The 18,475-nt window shown below is 67.5% G+C and carries 17 protein-coding genes; 10 read left to right on the forward strand and 7 right to left on the reverse strand.

The window, feature by feature from the left end; genetic code table 11:
• Position 1: 1 nt before the first annotated feature.
• Together BKN51_RS38945 and BKN51_RS38950 are read left to right on the forward strand one after the other, a co-directional pair.
• Positions 2-400, forward strand: a complete 399-nt coding sequence (locus BKN51_RS38945) for a cytidine deaminase (protein WP_101612310.1) — start codon at positions 2-4, stop codon at positions 398-400.
• Positions 397-1,680: a thymidine phosphorylase gene (locus BKN51_RS38950; RefSeq protein WP_101612311.1), complete on the forward strand. Its 1,284-nt coding sequence runs from the start codon at positions 397-399 to the stop codon at positions 1,678-1,680. Before BKN51_RS38945 ends, BKN51_RS38950 begins: the two co-directional genes overlap by 4 nt.
• 366 nt (positions 1,681-2,046) lie before the next feature.
• Here the strand turns inward: BKN51_RS38950 and BKN51_RS38955 are convergent, their stop codons facing one another.
• Complete coding sequence (locus tag BKN51_RS38955; RefSeq protein ID WP_101612312.1) at positions 2,047-3,135, reverse strand: PA containing protein; 1,089 nt, start codon at positions 3,133-3,135, stop codon at positions 2,047-2,049.
• A gap of 209 nt (positions 3,136-3,344) precedes the next feature.
• On the opposite strand from BKN51_RS38955, the gene BKN51_RS38960 reads away from it, so the two are divergent.
• Positions 3,345-4,445 carry an adenosine deaminase gene (locus tag BKN51_RS38960; RefSeq protein ID WP_101612313.1) on the forward strand — a complete coding sequence of 367 codons (1,101 nt, stop codon included), beginning with the start codon at positions 3,345-3,347 and terminating at the stop codon, positions 4,443-4,445.
• Between the two features lie 88 nt (positions 4,446-4,533).
• Positions 4,534-5,742, forward strand: a complete 1,209-nt coding sequence (locus BKN51_RS38965) for an MFS transporter (RefSeq protein WP_101613726.1) — start codon at positions 4,534-4,536, stop codon at positions 5,740-5,742.
• 20 nt (positions 5,743-5,762) lie between these two features.
• Here the strand turns inward: BKN51_RS38965 and BKN51_RS38970 are convergent, their stop codons facing one another.
• Positions 5,763-7,010, reverse strand: a complete 1,248-nt coding sequence (locus BKN51_RS38970; RefSeq protein WP_101612314.1) for a primosomal protein — start codon at positions 7,008-7,010, stop codon at positions 5,763-5,765.
• A gap of 154 nt (positions 7,011-7,164) precedes the next feature.
• On the opposite strand from BKN51_RS38970, the gene BKN51_RS38975 reads away from it, so the two are divergent.
• Positions 7,165-9,675 carry a DEAD/DEAH box helicase gene (locus BKN51_RS38975; protein WP_101612315.1) on the forward strand — a complete coding sequence of 837 codons (2,511 nt, stop codon included), beginning with the start codon at positions 7,165-7,167 and terminating at the stop codon, positions 9,673-9,675.
• A gap of 19 nt (positions 9,676-9,694) precedes the next feature.
• Here BKN51_RS38975 and BKN51_RS38980 read toward each other — a convergent pair whose 3' ends face one another.
• Together BKN51_RS38980 and BKN51_RS38985 are read right to left on the reverse strand one after the other, a co-directional pair.
• The gene (locus BKN51_RS38980) at positions 9,695-10,369 is read right to left on the reverse strand and encodes a hypothetical protein (protein ID WP_101612316.1); all 675 of its coding nucleotides are present in this window, start codon (positions 10,367-10,369) and stop codon (positions 9,695-9,697) included.
• Between the two features lie 54 nt (positions 10,370-10,423).
• The gene (locus BKN51_RS38985; RefSeq protein ID WP_101612317.1) at positions 10,424-11,020 is read right to left on the reverse strand and encodes an NADPH-dependent F420 reductase; all 597 of its coding nucleotides are present in this window, start codon (positions 11,018-11,020) and stop codon (positions 10,424-10,426) included.
• A gap of 76 nt (positions 11,021-11,096) precedes the next feature.
• Here BKN51_RS38985 and BKN51_RS38990 point away from each other — a divergent pair, with 76 nt between their 5' ends.
• Positions 11,097-11,465 carry a winged helix-turn-helix transcriptional regulator gene (locus BKN51_RS38990; protein ID WP_101612318.1) on the forward strand — a complete coding sequence of 123 codons (369 nt, stop codon included), beginning with the start codon at positions 11,097-11,099 and terminating at the stop codon, positions 11,463-11,465.
• Here the strand turns inward: BKN51_RS38990 and BKN51_RS38995 are convergent.
• A complete protein-coding gene (locus BKN51_RS38995; RefSeq protein WP_101612319.1) occupies positions 11,434-12,414 on the reverse strand; it encodes a sugar-binding transcriptional regulator in 981 nt (326 codons plus the stop codon). The two genes, BKN51_RS38990 and BKN51_RS38995, sit on opposite strands and share 32 nt — an antisense overlap.
• Before the next feature lie 144 nt (positions 12,415-12,558).
• On the opposite strand from BKN51_RS38995, the gene BKN51_RS39000 reads away from it, so the two are divergent.
• The 4 genes from BKN51_RS39000 to BKN51_RS39015 are packed head-to-tail and all read left to right on the forward strand — an operon-like array spanning position 12,559 to position 16,643.
• Positions 12,559-13,563 (forward strand): zinc-dependent alcohol dehydrogenase family protein, encoded by a 1,005-nt coding sequence (locus BKN51_RS39000; RefSeq protein WP_101612320.1) that lies wholly within the window; start codon positions 12,559-12,561, stop codon positions 13,561-13,563.
• Complete coding sequence (locus BKN51_RS39005) at positions 13,556-14,896, forward strand: ABC transporter substrate-binding protein (protein WP_101612321.1); 1,341 nt, start codon at positions 13,556-13,558, stop codon at positions 14,894-14,896. The genes BKN51_RS39000 and BKN51_RS39005 overlap by 8 nt, the downstream gene beginning before the upstream one ends.
• A complete protein-coding gene (locus BKN51_RS39010) occupies positions 14,896-15,831 on the forward strand; it encodes a carbohydrate ABC transporter permease (protein ID WP_101612322.1) in 936 nt (311 codons plus the stop codon). Before BKN51_RS39005 ends, BKN51_RS39010 begins: the two co-directional genes overlap by 1 nt.
• Positions 15,828-16,643, forward strand: coding sequence for a carbohydrate ABC transporter permease (locus BKN51_RS39015; RefSeq protein ID WP_101612323.1), 816 nt, complete (start codon positions 15,828-15,830; stop codon positions 16,641-16,643). Before BKN51_RS39010 ends, BKN51_RS39015 begins: the two co-directional genes overlap by 4 nt.
• 299 nt (positions 16,644-16,942) lie before the next feature.
• Here the strand turns inward: BKN51_RS39015 and BKN51_RS39020 are convergent, their stop codons facing one another.
• Entirely contained in the window at positions 16,943-17,137 is a 195-nt protein-coding gene (locus tag BKN51_RS39020) for a ferredoxin (RefSeq protein WP_101612324.1), read from the reverse strand.
• A gap of 8 nt (positions 17,138-17,145) precedes the next feature.
• The gene (locus tag BKN51_RS39025; protein WP_101612325.1) at positions 17,146-18,360 is read right to left on the reverse strand and encodes a cytochrome P450; all 1,215 of its coding nucleotides are present in this window, start codon (positions 18,358-18,360) and stop codon (positions 17,146-17,148) included.
• Between the last annotated feature and the right edge of the window lie 115 nt (positions 18,361-18,475).

Raw genomic sequence — 18,475 nt, forward strand, 5'->3', positions numbered from 1 at the left:
CATGGCGGAGTACGACTGGGAAGCCCTGCGGGCTCAAGCCGTCGAGGCGGCGAAGTCGGCGTACGCGCCCTACTCGGGTCTGCACGTCGGTGTCGCGGGTGTGGTGGACGACGGTCGGATCGTCGTCGGCTGCAACGTCGAAAACGCTTCGTACGGCTTGGGAATGTGCGCGGAATGCACGATGGCGGGGCAGTTGCGGCTGACCGGCGGCGGCAAGCTCGTCGCCGTCGCGTGCCGCAGCGGCGAAGGCGATCTGCTGATGCCGTGCGGGCGCTGCCGTCAGATCCTGTTCGAGCACGGCGGCGCGGACTGCCTGGTGGACACCCCGAGCGGCATCCTGCCGATGTCGTCGGTGCTGCCGGACGCTTTCGGGCCCGACGATCTGCCGGAGAACAAGTGAGCGCGTTCGCCGCCGTCGACGTCATCCGGGCGAAGCGGGACGGCGGGCGGCTCAGCGACGAGCAGATCGACTGGACCATCGACGCGTACACGCGCGGGGACATCGCCGAGGAGCAGATGGCCGCGCTCGCGATGGCCATCTTCCTGCGGGGGATGGACTCGGGCGAGATCGCGCGCTGGACGGGGGCGATGATCGAGTCGGGGGAGCGGCTGGACCTGAAGGTCAGCCGCCCGACGATCGACAAGCATTCGACGGGCGGTGTCGGCGACAAGATCACGCTTCCGCTGGCGCCGCTCGTGGCGGCGTGCGGGGCGGCCGTGCCGCAGCTGTCCGGGCGCGGGCTCGGGCACACGGGCGGGACGCTGGACAAACTGGAGTCGATTCCGGGCTGGCGTGCAGCTTTGTCGACGTCGGAGATCATCCGGCAGCTGGACGAGGTCGGCGCGGTGGTCTGCGCGGCGACGTCCGGGCTGGCTCCCGCGGACAAGAAGCTGTACGCGCTGCGGGACGTGACTTCGACGGTGGAGTCGATCCCGCTGATCGCGAGTTCGATCATGAGCAAGAAGATCGCGGAAGGTTCGGCCGGTCTCGTGCTCGACGTGAAGACCGGGTCGGGCGCGTTCATGAAGACGCTGCCGCAGGCCCGTGAACTCGCGCGGACGCTGGTGGAGATCGGGACCGCGCACGGCGTCGCGACGACGGCGCTGATCACGGACATGAACGTGCCGTTGGGATACGCCGTCGGCAACGCGATCGAGGTCGCGGAGTCGGTCGAGGTCCTGCGCGGCGGTGGTCCTGCCGACGTCGTCGAGCTGACGGTGGCTTTGGCCAGGGAGATGCTGGCGCTGGCGGGTCTGTCCGATGTGGACCCGGCCGCGGTGCTCGCGTCCGGGCAGGCGTACGAGACCTGGTGCCGGATGATCTCCGCTCAGGGCGGGGATCCCGAAGCCGCTCTGCCGCGGCCTCGGCACGTCCATGTCGTGGAGGCGCCCGCGGATGGTGTCTTGTCTTCCCTGGACGCCTATTCGGTCGGGGTCGCCGCTTGGCGGCTCGGGGCCGGGCGGGCGCGCAAGGAGGATCCGGTGCAGGCCGCGGCGGGCGTGCTGTGCCTGGCGAAGCCGGGCGACGAGGTGGCGGCCGGGCAGCCGCTGCTGGAGCTGCACACCGACACGCCTGATGCGGTTCCTTCGGCTCTCGCTGCGCTCGCTGACGCCTACGCGGTCAGCTCCGAGGCCCCGGCCTCCGCTCCGCTCGTCCTGGAGACCGTGCGCCCCTCCTGACCGAGCTTCGTCCTCTAGTTGCGGTAGTTGGTATTACGCACTACCGCAACTAGAGGACTACTTGCGGCGGGCACTGATCGCGAGGCGGTCGCGGGCGCGGAGTGCCCACCCGCTCGGTCGGATCGCGTTTAGCCCGCTAAACGCGACGTGCCGGGCTAGGGCACCGGATCGCGATTAGGGGGCTAAACGCAGGTGGGCGGAGGGGGCGCGAGGGACGGGAAGCGTGAAGGCCCCCTTCCCGTGGCTGAGCCGTGGGAAGGGGGCCTTCATGCGCTAAGGGGGAGAGTCGCGTCTCGTCCTCTGGTTGCGGAAGTGCGCAGTACGAACGACCGCAACTAGAGGACCAAACGCGGGAGGGGCGAGACGTCAGTCGGTGGTCTCGTCGGTGCCGTCGGCCTTGGCCTTGGCGTCGGCCGCCTTGGGCGCCCGGCCGTTGCGCGAGCTGCGGCGCGGCTGACGCGGGGCGGGCGGCGGCGGGGAGATCTGCTGCACGGCCGGGCCACCGCCGAGCATCAGCTCCGCGAAGGTCGCCATGGCCTCGTCCAGCTGACCGCCGATGCGGCGCACGGACTCGTCGTTGCTCTTGCGCACCAGGGTGTCGACCGAGTCGGTGTCCGGCTGCTTCTGCAGCGTGCTCTCGACCTTCGACAGACCGCTGCGGATCGAGCCGTCGAGGTCGCCGAGGCGCCCGGTGAAGCCGTCCTCGACCTTGTCGAGCCGCTCGGCCAGGTCGTCGAGCCGCGAGGTGACCTTCTCGAGGCGGTCGCCGAGGCCGTCGAGGCGCTCCGAGGCGTCGATCATCTCGCCGGTCTCGGTCAGCGCGGTCTTCAGTGCCTCGGTGTTCGCGGTGAGGCTTTCCTTGGTGGCCTTGTCGAGGTTCTCGACGCGGGTGCGCAGCTCGCGGTCGACGGTGTCGACGCGGTCGCGCAGGACCGACTCGGCCTGCTCGACGCGCTCGCGCACCGGGCCGATCACCGACTGGGGCAGCGAGTCGGTCTTCACGTCCTGCTTGTCCAGGTGCGAGCCGAGCTCGTCGAGACGACGGTGGATGTTCTGGAGCTTGTCTTCGAGCCCGTCCATCCGGCCCGCGACGCCTTCGAACTTCGCGGCCATGCCGTCGAGGCGGCCGTCGAGCTGGGCGAAGGGCTTGGCGAGCTTGTCGACGATGCTTTCGACGGCGCGGGTCAGCGCGGCGATCGCGGTGTCCTGCGCTTCGAGCCGCGACATGGTCTCGTCGAGGCGCTCGGCGAGCACGCTGGTCTCGGTGCGGTCGGGCATCTCCGAGAGGCGCTTGCGGACCGCGCCGAGGGAGTCGACCGGCGCCAGACGTGCGTAGATGTCGTCGAGCGCGTCGAAGATCTGCTGCTGTTCGCTCTCACGCACTTCGGCCGCGCGCACCAGCATGTTGCGCATCCGGTCGAAGGACGGGGCTGCAATGTGGTTGTCAGTGGTCACTGCGGTGTCCTTCGTGGGCGGGGAAATGGGAGGGACGTGACGTGAAGCTTATCCATTGCGAAATTGCTGTGCGTATGGCCCCCGGGTATCGGACAATGCCGAGCTCTGCCCTGATGGCCGATTCAGCCCGTGATCGACAAAGCTGAGGGTTAACCGGCGCCGGAGAGTTACCTCCATGTAGGGGAATGACAGCCTGGTTACCGTTACGTATGTCCTCTGAAAGCACCAGTTCCCGCATCCCGGAGGCGGTACTGACCCGCGCTCCCAAGGTCCTCCTGCACGACCACCTGGACGGCGGCTTGCGTCCCGCGACGGTCGCCGAACTCGCCGACCTGACCGGGTACACCGCCTTGCCCACCAGTGATCCCGTCGACCTCGGCCGATGGTTCCGCGACGCCGCTGATTCCGGCTCTCTCGTCTCGTACCTTGAGACGTTCGCGCATACCTGCGGCGTGATGCAGACCGAGGAAGCGCTGGTCAGAGTGGCCGCCGAAGCGGTCGAAGACCTCGCCGCCGACGGGGTCGTGTACGCCGAGGTGCGCTATGCCCCCGAACTCTTCGTCGAACGCGGGCTGTCACTCGATGCGGTGGTCGAGGCTATTCAGGCCGGGTTCGCGGAAGGTGAACGGAGAGTGGCGGCCGCGGGCGGCCGGATCCGGGTCGGGACGTTGCTCTGCGCGATGCGCCAGCACGCCCGTGCGCTCGAGATCGCCGGTCTCGCCGTCCGCTACCGCGACGCCGGCGTCGTCGGGTTCGACATCGCCGGACCGGAAGACGGATTTCCGCCTACCAGAAATCTCGACGCATTCGAGTTTTTGCGGACGAATAATGCGCATTTCACCATTCATGCCGGGGAGGCGTTCGGGCTCGCGTCCATTTGGGAGGCGATTCAGCATTGCGGCGCGGAGCGGCTCGGCCACGGTGTGCGCATCGTCGACGACATCAAGACCGACAGTGACGGCACGGTCCATTTGGGACGGTTGGCCGCCTACGTCCGCGACCGCCGGATCCCGCTGGAGATCTGCCCCACGTCCAATGTCCAGACGGGAGCGGCGCGCTCGCTCGGCGAGCATCCCATCGGCCTGCTCGCCCGGCTGCGCTTCCGGGTCACCGTCAACACCGACAACCGGCTGATGAGCGGCTGCTCGATGACCAGCGAATTCGCCGCGCTGGCCGAGGCCTTCGGCTTCGGGCTGGCCGATCTCGAGTGGTTCACCATCAATGCGATGAAATCCGCGTTCCTCGATTTCGACCAGCGGCTCGACATCATCAACACGGTCATCAAGCCCGGGTACGCCGCGCTGCGCTGACGCCCGAGGGGCGGTTGCGTTCGTTAGCATAGCCAACTATATTTCACTATATAGGAGAACTTTCCCAAATAGTGGAACGGTGGCGACGATGGCGCAGGTCGTGGACGTGGGGATCGGCGGAAAACGACGCTGGCTCATCCTCGCGCTCGGCCTCGCCGCGCAGACCGCGAGCTGTTCGTTCCTCTACGGGATCCCGTTCCTGGTGCCGTCCATGCAGCGTGCGGAGGGTCTCAGCCTCGCCGAAGCGGGAACGGTGGTCGCGGCGCCGAGTCTTGGCCTGTTGTTCACCTTGATCCTGTGGGGTGCGGCCGCGGACCGTTACGGAGAGCGTTTGGTAATGGCGCTCGGACTGGGCGTCTCGGGGTTACTCCTCGTGTACGCGGCCGTCGGTGACCACTCGCTCGGGATCCTCTTTGGAGTGTTCCTGCTCGCCGGTGCGAGCACCGCGTCAGTGAACGCCGCGAGCGGCCGGGCCGTCCTCGGCTGGTTCGGCCCGGCCGAACGGGGCTTCGCGATGGGCATCCGCCAGATGGCCCAGCCGCTCGGGGTGGGCGTCGCCGCGTTCGGCCTCCCGCCGCTCGCGGATCGCTGGGGTTTCCAGGTCTCGCTCATGCTGCCCGCGCTGGCCGCGATCGTCGTCGCGCTGCTCGTCGCCTGGCTGCTGGTCGACCCGCCGCGTCCGGAGACCGGAGCGGGCACGGGGGAGAAGCCGCCGTCGCCGTACCGGAAGCCGGCGTTGTGGCGGGTCCACGGCGCGAGCGCGTTGCTCGTCGTCCCGCAGTTCACCGTCTCCGCGTTCACGCCGGTGTACCTGGTGACCATGCATCACTGGACGGCCGCGTCGGCGGGCTGGTTCGTCGGGGCCGTGCAGATCCTCGGCGCGCTGGGCAGGCTCGTTTCGGGCCGCTGGTCCGACCGCGTCGGCAGCCGGTTGCGGCCGATGCGGCAACTCGCGATCGCGAGCGCCGCGGTGATGCTGTTGGTCGCGCTCGGGGACGCGACGGGCCCGTGGCTGGTGCTGCTCGCGCTCGTCCTGGCCGCGGTGATCACCGTGTCCGACAACGGACTCGGCTTCACCGCGTCGGCGGAGATGGCCGGGCTCGCGTGGGCGGGCCGGGCGATGGGCGCGCAGAACACCGGCCAGAACATCGCCGCCGCCCTGACCCCGCCGATGCTGGGCCTCGTGATCGGCGACTCGCGTTACGCCCTGGCCTTCTGCGTGGCCGCGGTCTTTCCCGTCCTGGCCATCGCGCTGGTGCCCGTCAAAGACGAAAAGAGCCCCTCAGGACGAACCTGAGGGGCCCTTTCGCGGGTGGATCAGACGACCGTGAGGCGGTTCTCGAAGGTCTCGACGAGCTTGCGCCACTCGGACTGCTCGGCGTCGAACGGGGCACTCGGCTCGAGGCGAGTGGGGTCCGGCCGCAGCACGAACGACACCAGCCAGCCGAGGCTTTCGTTGGCGGCCAGCGCGGTTTCGACGCTGTCGTCCTCGGCCCACTCGGCGGCGTCGGTGATCAGCTCGACGGCCAGCTCCAGCTGGGTCGGGTCGATCGATTCGGGGCCTTCGGCGATGTCGTCGGCGATCCCGGTCAGCACGTAGGTGTTCTCGGTGTCGACCTCGATCTCGAGCTCGCCCGCGGTGGCCTTCGTGGTCACCTCGTCCCAAGTGGACACTTGGGCGAGATCGTTGTCCGCCAGCTCCTTGCCGTCCGCGATCGCGCGGATCAGGGCCTTCTCGGAGGAGAAGACGTCGATCTCGCCTTCACTGCCGAGGAAGATCGGCTTGTCGTCGAGATAGCAGCGCAGGGTGTAGTACTCGGCGCCGGAGGTGATGATCTTGATCGGGTCGATGCCGACCTCGCCCCAGAAGCCGACGGGCTCGTCGTCTTCCTCGTCATCGTCCGCGTCGACGTCTTCGAGGTCCTCGTCGTCAGCGGCGGCGGCCTCGGCTTCGGCGGACTCCGCGAGGAAGGTCGCGAGCTCCTCCGCCGTCTGCTCCAGCAGCTTCTCGTCGACGTCGGGCGCGGTCACGAGACCGTCGATCGCGTCGAGCACGATGTCCCACTTCTCGGAGACGGCCTGCGAGAGGTCGGCCCAGAGGCGCTCGCCGTCGCGGCCGGAGAAGGGCAGCGTGCCCTGATCCAGCAGCGAGAAGCTCTCGTGCGCGTCCAGGACCTCGTGGACGTCTTCGAGCTCGCACACGTCCGCGAGCGAACGCACGATGCCGATGATCTCGGCCAGCTCGCCCAGCGTCCACTGGTCCGGCTTCTCGGCGACGAGCTCGGGGACACCCACCAGGTCGTAGGTGTGGTCGTCGTCCGGGATCAGCTCGGGGACGTTCAGCGCCGGTACGACCTCCCACGCGGGGTGGTCGAGCAGGTCGTGCTGCTCCGAAGTCCGCACGAACGCGGCGAGATGCGCGGCGTCGGGGAAGGCGTACAGGTCTTCCTCGTCGCCGAGGAAGGCTTCCCACTCCTCGCCGTCTTCCCGCCAGCGCGGCGCCCAGAGAGTGACGACGTCACCCTGTGGCAGGCCGAGTTCGATCGGGATGATGTCCTGTGCCATTCCTTAGCCCTCTCGGATTACCGCCCGTGTACGCGCGGCCGGATGATGTCATGCCCGGTGGGTGCGCGGTACCGCGAAGCCTACGGGTTTCCACCGATGGGCGCGATCACCCCTGGGCAAGAAGCGACCAACGGATGGCACGATAGGTCCTCTGATGACTCTTACAGACCTCCTGCCTGCGGATCCCGACCCCGACTCGCTGTTCGAAGCCTTCTCCACCTGGACGGCCGAGCGCGGGTTAGAGCTGTACCCCGCGCAGGAGGAGGCCATCATCGAAGTGGTCTCCGGCGCGAACCTGATCCTGTCGACGCCGACGGGGTCCGGGAAGAGCCTGGTCGCCGTCGGGGCCCACTTCACCGCGCTCGCGTACGGCCGCCGCAGCTACTACACGGCCCCGATCAAGGCTCTCGTCTCGGAGAAGTTCTTCCAGCTCATCGAGATCTTCGGCCCGGAGAACGTCGGCATGATGACCGGCGACTCCGCGGTGAACGCCGACGCGCCGATCATCTGCTGCACGGCGGAAATCCTGGCGAACATGGCGTTGCGGTTCGGTGCCGACGCGCCGGTCGGCCAGGTCATCGCGGACGAGTTCCACTTCTACTCCGAGCCCGACCGCGGCTGGGCGTGGCAGGTGCCGCTGCTGGAACTGCCGAAGGCGCAGTTCGTGCTGATGTCGGCGACACTCGGCGACGTCTCGTTCTTCGAGAAGGACCTCACCCGCCGGACCGGGCGGCCGACCGCGGTGGTCACTTCGGCGGAGCGGCCCGTGCCGCTCACCTTCCGCTACGCGCTGACGCCGTTGCACGAGACGATGTCCGAGCTGCTCAACGGCGGTCAGTCGCCGGTCTACGTCGTGCACTTCTCGCAGGCGGCGGCGATCGAGCGCGCGCAGACGCTGATGAGCATCAACGTCACCACCAAGGCGGAAAAGGAGGCCATCGCCGAGCTGCTCGGTGATTTCCGCTTCGCCGCCGGGTTCGGGAAGACGCTGTCGCGGCTGGTCCGGCACGGTATCGGCGTGCACCACGCCGGGATGCTGCCGAAGTACCGGCGCCTGGTCGAACAGCTCGCGCAAGCCGGGCTGCTGAAGGTGATCTGCGGAACCGACACGCTCGGCGTCGGCATCAACGTACCTATCCGCACAGTGGTCTTCTCCGCGCTGACGAAGTACGACGGAGTGCGGCAGCGGCACCTCAAGGCGCGTGAGTTCCACCAGATCGCCGGACGTGCGGGCCGGGCAGGCTACGACACCGACGGGTACGTCGTCGTGCAGGCACCGGACCACGTCGTCGAAAACGCCAAGGCGCTGGAGAAGGCGGGCGACGATCCCAAGAAGAAAAAGAAGATCGTCCGCAAGAAGGCGCCCGAAGGGTTCGTCAACTGGACGGAGAGCACCTTCGACCGGCTGATCGCGGCCGAACCGGAACCGCTCACTTCGAGCTTCCACGTCAGCCACTCGATGCTGCTGAACGTCGTCTCCCGGCCGGGCAACGCGTTCGATTCGATGCGGCATCTGCTGGAGGACAACCATTCCGACCGTCCCGCTCAGCGGAAACTGATCCTGCGCGCGATCGCGATCTACCGCGCGCTGCTCGCGGCCGGTGTCGTGGAACGGCTCGACGAACCCGACGAGCAGGGCCGGATCGTCCGGCTCACCGTGGACCTGCAGTTCGACTTCGCGCTGAACCAGCCGCTTTCGCCGTTCGCGCTGGCCGCGATCGAACTGCTCGACGTCGAATCGCCGTCCTATCCGCTCGACGTCGTGTCCATTGTGGAATCCACAGTGGACAATCCTCGTCCGGTCCTTTCGCAGCAGCAGTTCAAGGCGCGCGGCGAGGCCGTGCAGGCGATGAAGGCCGAAGGCATCGAGTACGACGAGCGGATGGAACTGCTCGAGAACGTCACGTACCCGAAGCCGCTGGAGGAACTGCTGGAAGCGGCGTATTCCCGCTACCGGCAAGGACATCCGTGGGTCGACGACTACGAGCTCAAGCCGAAGTCCGTCGTGCGCGACATGTACGAGCGCGCGATGAACTTCGTCGAGTACATCGGGTTCTACCAGCTCGCACGCTCGGAAGGGCTGGTGCTGCGGTACCTCACCGACACCTACGACTCGCTCCGGCACACGGTTCCCGACGAGGCCAAGACCGAGGGGCTGCAGGACCTCATCGAATGGCTGGGTGAACTGGTGCGCCAGGTCGACTCGAGCCTGCTGGACGAATGGGAAGCCTTGCGGCATCCCGAAGAAGAGGGTCCGGTTTCGGTCCGGCCGCCGTCCGAACCGCCCGCGGTCACGCGGAACGAGCGGGCCTTCCGGGTGCTCGTGCGGAACGAGCTGTTCCGGCGGGTCGAGCTGGCGTCGCGGCGGTCCTTCTGGGCGCTCGGTGAACTGGACGCGGCGTCGGGCTGGGACGCGGACGCGTGGGAAGACGCCATCGAGGACTACTTCGACGAGCACGAAACGCTCGGCATCGGGCCGGACGCCCGCGGGCCGCAGCTGCTGATCATCGAGAAGGAGGCGGAGGTCTGGCGGCTGCGGCAGATCTTCGACGATCCGGCGGGCGATCACGACTGGGGCATCAGCGCGGAGGTCGACTTGGCCGCTTCGGACGAAGCCGGTGCGGCGGTCATCCGGATCACGGCGGTGGACCGGCTCGGGGGCTGAAGGGGACTTTCCCCGCATGTCATGTGGGGAAAGCGCCCTTCACCGCGTGGGATGAGGGGAAGGCGTCCTTCAGCTCCCGGCGGCGCTGGACCAGCCGCACGATCAGCACGATCAGCGAGAGCGCCGGCAACGGGTACCCGAGCATCAGGCCCACCGTGATGTCGGCGAGCGGCGCGGCGACGGCGGCGACGAACATCCACGTCGGCGCCGTCGGCAGTTTCGGTCCGGTCCGGGCCTTGCCCCACGGCTTCGCCACCGAAAGCCACGCCTGGAACGCCAGCGCGCTCGCCATCAGCGCGGTGCCCGCCACCAGCGCCACCGACGCGGGCGCCGGATCACCGGCCCTCGCCGCCACGACGGAGTCCCGCAAAGCGCCCGACAGCAGGAAGATCCCGGCGTAGAGCTGCACGAGCGTGATCACGAACTTCGCCAGCACCCACCAGTGCCGGGTGAAACCCCACGCCGTCGTCGCGGCGAGCATGAAGCCGGTGAAGGCCGACGCGTTGGCGAGCGGTGCCAGGAGAAGCGAGTCGATCTCGTGCGCCATGGACGTCGCCGCGACGCGGATCGCGCCGTCGTCGGTGGTGCGCCCGATCGCCAGGAGGGTGAACAGCGCCAAGGCCTGTCCCATCCAGCCCACCGAAGAGACGACGTGCAGCCAAACGGTCAGCTGTCGCCAGGTTTTCTTCGCCATGCCGTACACATTCGCGTGCGCACCCGGCCCGGCACATCCGGGGCGACCCTGAGATCAGGCCGGAAGGGGAGGGAAACAGGCCTGGGCGTCGTGGCCGTCGAACCACAGCCCGACCATGAACGCCATGGTCGCCTCCATCAGCCGCGCCCGGTCGAGCCCGCCGGCGTTCAGTGGCGTGCACCCGATGTCGCGGACCAGGGAGCTCACCACCCCGACTGCCTCCGGCGGGCCGCAGAGCGGGACCGCGAGCGGGCGGCCGCCGAACGCCGGGGGAGTCATCCGCCAGACGTCGACGTGACACAGGTTGAACGCCTTGACCACGTGCGCGTCTCCTGCCGCGAGAGCGATGCGCGCGGCCTGGTCGGGGATCGTGAGCACGGCGCCGGGGCCGACCGCGTTGGTGCAGTCGATCAGCACCTTCCCGGCGAGATTCCCCGCGGCGGCAACGACTTCCGTCACCGCGTCGGCGGGAACGGCGAGCAGGATCACCTCGCTCGCGGCGGCGGCTTCCGCCCAGGTGCCCACTCGGGCGGAGATCGCGGCGGCCTTGGCCCGGTCGCGCGCGGCGACCATCACCTCGTGCCCCGCCGCCGTCCACTGGCCCCCGAGCGCTTCCGCCATCCCACCCGCGCCGAAAATACCGATACGCATTGTGCCGCTCCCTAAGATCGAGTTACAGCACGACGGTAGAAAGCCGCGCGGGTACCAAGTGGTTACCGGAGGTCCCATGAACGACGTCTTCCTCGCCGATTGCCGTGCCCGGCTGGCCTTCGACCTGATGGCGAACACGTGGAATCCCGTCGTCCTCTGGGCCCTGCGGGACGGCGCGCTCCGCCCGGCCGAGCTGCGGCGACGGCTCGGCGGGATCAGTACGAAGGTGCTCACGGAGACTGTCCGGCGGCTGGAGTTCAACGGCCTGGTCAGCAGGCGTGACTGTGGCCGGACGGCGAAGGTCGAGTACGCGCTGACGGACCTCGGGACCACCTTGCTGGCGCCCATCGAGGCCTTCGGGGAGTGGGCCTTCCGTCACGGTGACGAGGTGATGGCGGCGCAGGACGAGGCGGCTAAGCGGGTGGGCGAGCCTCGGCCAGCTTGAGGAGCGGGACGGCCGCGGCGGCGTCGGTGATCAGCGTCGAGACCATGCCGGAGCGCAGGACGGCGTCTATCGCTTCGGCCTTCGGCTCCGTGTAGCCCAGCGCGATCACCTCGGGGACCGCCAGGAGTTCTTCGGCGCTTATTGCCAGCACGTGGTGGGCCAGCCCGGTCGACATCGGTGTCCCGTCGGCGTCGAACAGGCGCGCGGAAACCTCCGCTTTGGCACCTCGTTTCGCTATGGCGCTCCGCTCCGTTTCGTCGAGCGCGTCGTAAACCGTCGATTCCTCGGGCTTCCACGCGCCGATGCTGACGACGGCCTTGGTCAGGTTCTTGAACTGCCCGAAGGTTTCCGCGATCCCCGGCTGCCTGCGCAGCGTCTCGGTGGTGCGGCGGTCGGGGAGGACGAGCGGTCCGAAGATCGGGTACGCCTGCCCGCCGGAGACCGACGCGACCCGGCTGACCGTCTCCACCGAACGGTCCCGCATGTCCATTCCCGCCTGCACCCCGCACAGTTGCACGACCGGGCATTTCGGCAGCGACTGGATCGCTTCGGTCATCGCGTTCACGGAACGTGCCCACGACAGGCCGAGAACGTCGCCGGGAGTGATGATCTCGGTCAGGAGCCGGGCCGCGAGCGTGCCGATCTTCCGCCGGGCCACTTCGCGCGATTCCGGTTCCGGTGCTCGTTCGAGCACGAGCACCCGGTCCAGCCGGTACGCGGCGCGAATCTCTTCGGACAGCACGAGATCGACCGGCGCCGGCAACCGGAACTCGACCTTGACGATGCCGCTCTCCCTGGCCGTGTCGAGCATCCGGGCGACTTTGAACCGGCTGATGCCGAACTCGTCGGCGATCTCGAGTTTCGAGGCGCCCTGCTCGTAGAACCGCCGCGCCACCGCGGCCAGGCGCAGTGACTCCACCAGGCCGGGCCTCTGCTTCTTACCGCTCATTTGAGCACTATAGCGCGAAATCCACCCGAAAGGTTGACGTAACAACTGGGAAAAGTTCACCATGCTGGTGCATTAACAGCGCTGACATGCAGTCCGAAGCATGGGCCCACCCCGCTCAAATGAGCGGAGAGAAGAGGAACTGGCATGCGTGCCGCGATCGTGGACAAGCCCGGTGAGATCAGGGTCGGCGAGGTACCCGATCCCAAACCGGGGGATCGCCAGGTCGTCGTCAAGGTCGGCGCCTGCGGGATCTGCGGGACCGATCTCCACATCGCCGACGGGCATTTCCCGCCGACGCCCTATCCGATCGTCCCCGGCCACGAGTTCGCCGGCGAGATCGTCGAACTCGGCGCCGACGTGCCGGGTGGCTGGAAGGTCGGCGACCGGGTGGCCGTCGACCCGTCCTTGTTCTGCGGCTACTGCAAACCCTGCCGGTCCGGCCGCGGCAACCTCTGCGAGAACTGGAATGCGACCGGCGACACCGTGAACGGCGCTTTCGCCGAGTACGTCGCCGTTCCGTCGGCGAACTGCTATCGCATGCCGGACACGATGACCTGGGAACAGGGCGCGCTCGTCGAGCCGGTTTCCTGCGCGGTCCACGGCGTGCGCCGGATCGGTGTCGAGGCGGGGGAGCGGTTCCTCGTCGTCGGCGCGGGCACGATGGGCCTGATCATGCAGCAGTTGCTGCAGCGTGCGGGCGCCCACGTGACGGTGGTCGACCGCAACACCTCCCGCCTCGGCCGTGCCAAGGACCTCGGCGCTGTCGCGGTCGCCGGTGACGTGAAGGATCTGGACGACGAGAAGTTCGACGCCGCCGCGGACTGCACCGGCGCCGCGCCCGCCATCGAAGCCGCCTTCGACTCCCTCCAGCGCGGTGGCCGCTTGCTGGTCTTCGGGGTCGCGCCCGCCGAAGCACGCGTCGCGCTTTCGCCGTTCCGGATCTACAACGACGAAATCACCGTCGTCGGCTCGATGGCCGTCATGAACAGCTTCGGCACCGCGCTCGATCTGGTCGCCGACGGCGCCGTCGACACCGGCGCGCTGCTCACCGACACGCTGCCGCTGGAGCAGTACCCCGACGCGCTCGCCCTCATGCGCAGCGGCGCCGGCCTGAAGGTGCAGGTCTTACCGGGAGGCGAAAGTGCGTAAAGCAGTCGCTCTGCTCGCTGTTCTCTCGCTGGCCCTCACCGGTTGCGCCGGTGCGGGCGCGCTCGGGACCGGTGACCGGACGCTCGTGGTCGGGATCGTCGCGAACCCGCAGATGAAGGACGCCATCGAGCTTTCCGGCGAGTTCGAGAAGGCGAATCCCGGCGTCACCCTCAAGTTCGTGTCGCTGCCCGAAAACCAGGCACGCGCGAAGATCACCGCGTCGACGGCCACCGAGGGCGGCGAATTCGACGTCGTCATGATCAGCAACTACGAAGCCCCGCAGTGGGCGGCGAACGGCTGGCTCGAAAACCTCGAGCCGCATATCGCGGCGAACCCCGCCTACGACTCGGCCGACTTCATCCCGAGCATCAAGGAATCCTTGTCGCACAACGGATCGATGTACGCCGTGCCGTTCTACGGCGAGTCGTCGTTCCTGGCCTACCGGAAGGACCTGTTCGAGCAGGCCGGGATCACCATGCCCGCCAAGCCGACGTGGTCGCAGATCGCCGAGTACGCCGCGAAACTCGACGACAAGTCGAAGGGGCTCGCCGGGATCTGCCTGCGTGGCAAGCCGGGCTGGGGCGAGAGCCTCGCGCCGTTCACCACGGTCGCCAACACCTTCGGCGCGCAGTGGTTCGACGAGGACTGGAACGCCAAGCTGACCAGCCCCGAGTTCAAGGCGGCCGCCGAGTTCTACGTGAACCTCGTGCGGAACCACGGCGAGGTCGGCGCGTCGAGCGCGGGCTTCTCCGAATGCGGCACGCGGTACACCCAGGGCCAGGCCGCGATGTGGTACGACGCCACGGTCATGGCGGGCACGAACGAGGACCCGTCGGCGAGCAAGGTCGTCGGGAAGTCCGGGTACGCCCCGGCGCCGGTGGAGAAGACGCAGGCGAGCGGCTGGCTCTACACGTGGGCGCTGGCGATCCCGAAGGTCGCCAAGGACAAGGACGCCGCCTTCAAGTTCATGGCCTGGATGACCGACAAGGCCTACGTGCAGCGGGTCGCCAAGGAGTTCGGCGACTGGAACCGCGTCCCGCCGGGCGTGCGGAAGTCGACCTACGACATCCCGCAGTATCGCGAGGCCGCCAAGGCCTACGCGCAGCCGACGCTGGACGGGATCGCGGACGCGAACCAGCAGAAGGCGATGGCGAATCCGGTGCCCTACCCCGGGATCCAGTTCGTCGGCATCCCCGAGTTCCAGGATCTCGGCACTCGCGTCAGTCAGCAGCTTTCGGCGGCGATCGCGGGCCAGATCACCGTGGACGAGGCGCTGAAGCAGTCCCAGGAATACGCGCAGACCGTCGGCAAGTCGTATCAGGAGGCGCAGTGATGTCCACGATCTCCGCTCCTGCCCGCACCGAACCCGCCCACACCAAGAAGGCGCCGCCGAAACGCGGCACCGATACGCCGTTCAAACGACGGCTTCCGTTGTTGCCCGCTCTGCTGTTCGTCGTCGCGGTGACGCAGTTGCCGTTCGTGCTGACGGTGTTCTACTCGTTCCAGTCGTGGAACCTGGTGCGGCCGGGTTCGCGGCATTTCGTCGGCCTGCAGAACTACATCGACGTCTTCGCGGACTCGACGTTCCTCGGGGCGCTGCTGAACACCGTCGTGCTGACGGTCGTCTGCGTCTTCTTCTCCCTGTTGCTCGGACTGGGGCTCGCGATCCTGCTGGACCGCAAGTTCCTCGGCCGCGGCGTGGTCCGGACGCTGCTGATCACGCCGTTCCTGATCCTGCCCGCGGCGGGCGCGCTGCTGTGGAAGACGACGATGTTCGACCCGACCTACGGGTTGCTGCACTTCGTGTTCGGCACGGACGTCGACTGGCTTTCGGAGTTCCCGCTCGCGGCGGTGATGGCCCAGGTCGTCTGGCAGTGGACGCCGTTCATGATGCTGCTGATCCTGGCCGGGCTGCAGAGCCAGCCGAAGGACGTCCTGGAGGCCGCGTCGGTCGACGGCGCCGGCCGCTGGCGGACGTTCACCGCGATCACGTTGCCGCATCTGAGCAGGTTCCTGCAGCTGGCGACGTTGCTGGGCGCGATCTACATCGTGAACAGCTTCGACGCGATCTTCCTGATGACGCAGGGCGGTCCGGGTACGGCGAGCACGAACCTGCCCTTCTACATCTACCAACGGGCGTTCCAAGGTTTCGACATCGGGCAGTCGTCCGCGATGGGCGTGATCGTCGTGATCCTGACGATGATCGTCGCGACCTTCGCGCTGCGGCTGATGTTCCGCACGTTCTCGGTGCAGGGAGGCGCGAAATGAAAGGCCGGTTCGGCGCGGGCGCGCTGACGGTCGCGACCTGGGTGATCGCGATCCTGTTCGTGTTCCCGCTGCTGTGGATGATCCTGACGGCCTTCAAACAGGAGGCCGACGCCTACACCGATCCGCCGCGGCTGTTCTTCACGCCGACGCTCGACCAGTTCGCCGGGGTGCTCGAACGAGGATTCCTGCCGTACCTGTCGAATTCGGCGTTCGTCACCGTCGTTTCGACGATTTTCGTACTTCTACTGGGAATCCCGGCGGCGTACGCGCTGTCGCTGGCGCCGGTGAAGGGGACGAGCAACGCGCTCGGTTTCTTCCTGTCGACGAAGATGCTGCCGATCGTGGCGGCGATCATCCCGCTGTACGTGATCTCGCAGAACACCCAGCTGCTGGACAACGTGTGGGCGCTGATCATCCTGTACACGTCGATGAACCTGCCGCTGGCCATCTGGATGATGCGGTCGTTCTTCCTCGAAGTGCCGCACGAGATGATCGAAGCGGGCCGGATCGACGGCGCGACCCTGCCGGTGCTGTTGCGGAAGATCATCATGCCGGTCGTCGCGCCCGGGGTGGCCGCGACCGCGCTGATCTGCGTGATCTTCTCGTGGACCGAGTTCTTCTACTCGGTCAACCTCACCGCCGCGCGGGCCGGGACCGTGCCGGTGTTCCTGGTCGGGTTCATCACCAGCGAGGGGTTGTACTGGGCGCAGCTGTCCGCGGCCGCCCTGCTCGCGTCACTGCCGGTGATGATCGTCGGCTGGATCGCGCAGAACCACCTCGTCCGCGGCCTTTCGATGGGCGCGGTCAAGTAACGCCTCGTGAGTTGTTCTGGCTGCCGATGTGGGCGAGTGGGGAAGATTTGGGACGTTCAACGTCCCAAATCTTCCCCACTCGACGGGCGAGGGGATGGTCTGGGCTTGGTCAACGGAGGATCGGGGACGTTGAGTGTCCCCAATCCTCCGTTGACCAAGCTCCGAGACCGGAACACCCCTCGACGATGAAGGAATTGGGACACTCAACGCCCCGAATCCTTCACGCTCGCCCTGGTCAGGGCTAGCTAAGCGAATGCCGGTCCGGTCTAGCCGTCCTTACCACTCACGAGACCCTCGTCTTACGCGAGTGACAATGCCTGACCGGGGCAGATGTGCACGGCCGTGCGTGCGTTCTCTTCCGCCTCGTCCCCTTCAGGCTCCGGGGTCAGCACGATGACCGTCCCGTCGTCCTCGCTCTGGTCGAACAGGTCGGGGTCGGTGAGCACGCACTGGCCCGCGCCCACGCACTTGCCCGTGTCCGCGATGATCTTCATGGCTCCTCCTACCAGGTGACCGGAAGGGCGTGGAGGCCGTAGATCGTCGAATCGTGCTTGAACTGCAGTTCGTCGACCGGAACGGCGATCCGGATGCCCGGAATACGCTTGAACAGCGTATCGAAAACAATCTGGAGTTCCATCCGCGCGAGGTTCTGGCCGAGGCACTGGTGCACGCCGAACCCGAACGCGACGTGGTGCCGCGCGCCGCGTTCGATGTCGAAGGCGTCGGGGTTCTCGAACCCGTCCGGGTCGTGGTTGCCCGCGTTGCTCAAGCCGACGACGCCTTCACCTGCGCGGATGAGCGTGCCGCCGATCTCGACGTCCGCCGTGGCGAAGCGTGAGGTCGCCGTCTCGGCGATGGTGAAGACCCTCAGGAGCTCCTCGATCGCGGGGAGGGTCTTGTCCGGGTCCGCCTTGACCTTCGCCAGCTGTTCGGGGTTCTCCAGCAGGGTCACCGTGCCGAGCGAAATCATGTTCGCCGTCGTCTCGTGACCGGCGATGAGCAGCAGGAACGCCAGGCTGACGAGTTCGTCGTGGTCGCCTTCACCTGCTTCCCGCTGCTTCAGGATCTGGCGGCCGAGAAGGTCGTCCTCGGTGGCGTTCGCTTCTTTCCTGGTGACGAGTTCGTCGAGATAGTTCTCGAGTTGCTCGAACGCCGCCTGCCGGTCTTCCGGGCTGACCTCCCGGCTGAGCATCTTGGAACTGCGGGCCTGGAAGAACTCGTGGTCCGAATAGGGGACACCGAGCAGTTCGCAGATGACCAGCGACGGAACCGGAAGCGAAAGCGCCTGGACCAGATCGGCGGGTTTGGGGCCCGCGAGCAGGGCGTCGAGGTGTTCGTCGACGATCTGCTGGATTCGCGGCTGCAGTGCCTTCATCCGCTTGACCGTGAATTCCCCGACGACGTCGCGCCGGGCCCGGCTGTGCTCCGGCGGGTCCATCGAGATGAGGGACGGGCGGAACGGCTTGTCCTCGCGCCGGATCTGGCGCGCGACCATCATCGGGAACGCCGGATCCAGCCGGTCGGAACTGAAGTGCGGGCTGCTCAGCATTTCGCGGATGTCTTCGAGCCGGGTGAGCGCCCACGCCGTTTGGCCTGACGGCAGACCGACTCGGGAAACCGGATTTTCCGTGCGAAGCGCCTCGTATTCCGGAGGCGGCGAAAACGGGCATTTACGTACTAGCGGCAAGGTCGCGGTGGTTTCCTCGACGTCAGTCATCGGGTGTCCTTCCCCAGGGTGTCGGGTGGGTTCGGGCGATATCGGACAGGAGGCCCCAAAACGTATGCGGATGGTTTCATTCCGCTTATGACTCCAAGGTACTCAAGTGGAGACA

This window comes from Amycolatopsis sp. BJA-103 (assembly GCF_002849735.1).
Lineage (GTDB): Bacteria > Actinomycetota > Actinomycetes > Mycobacteriales > Pseudonocardiaceae > Amycolatopsis.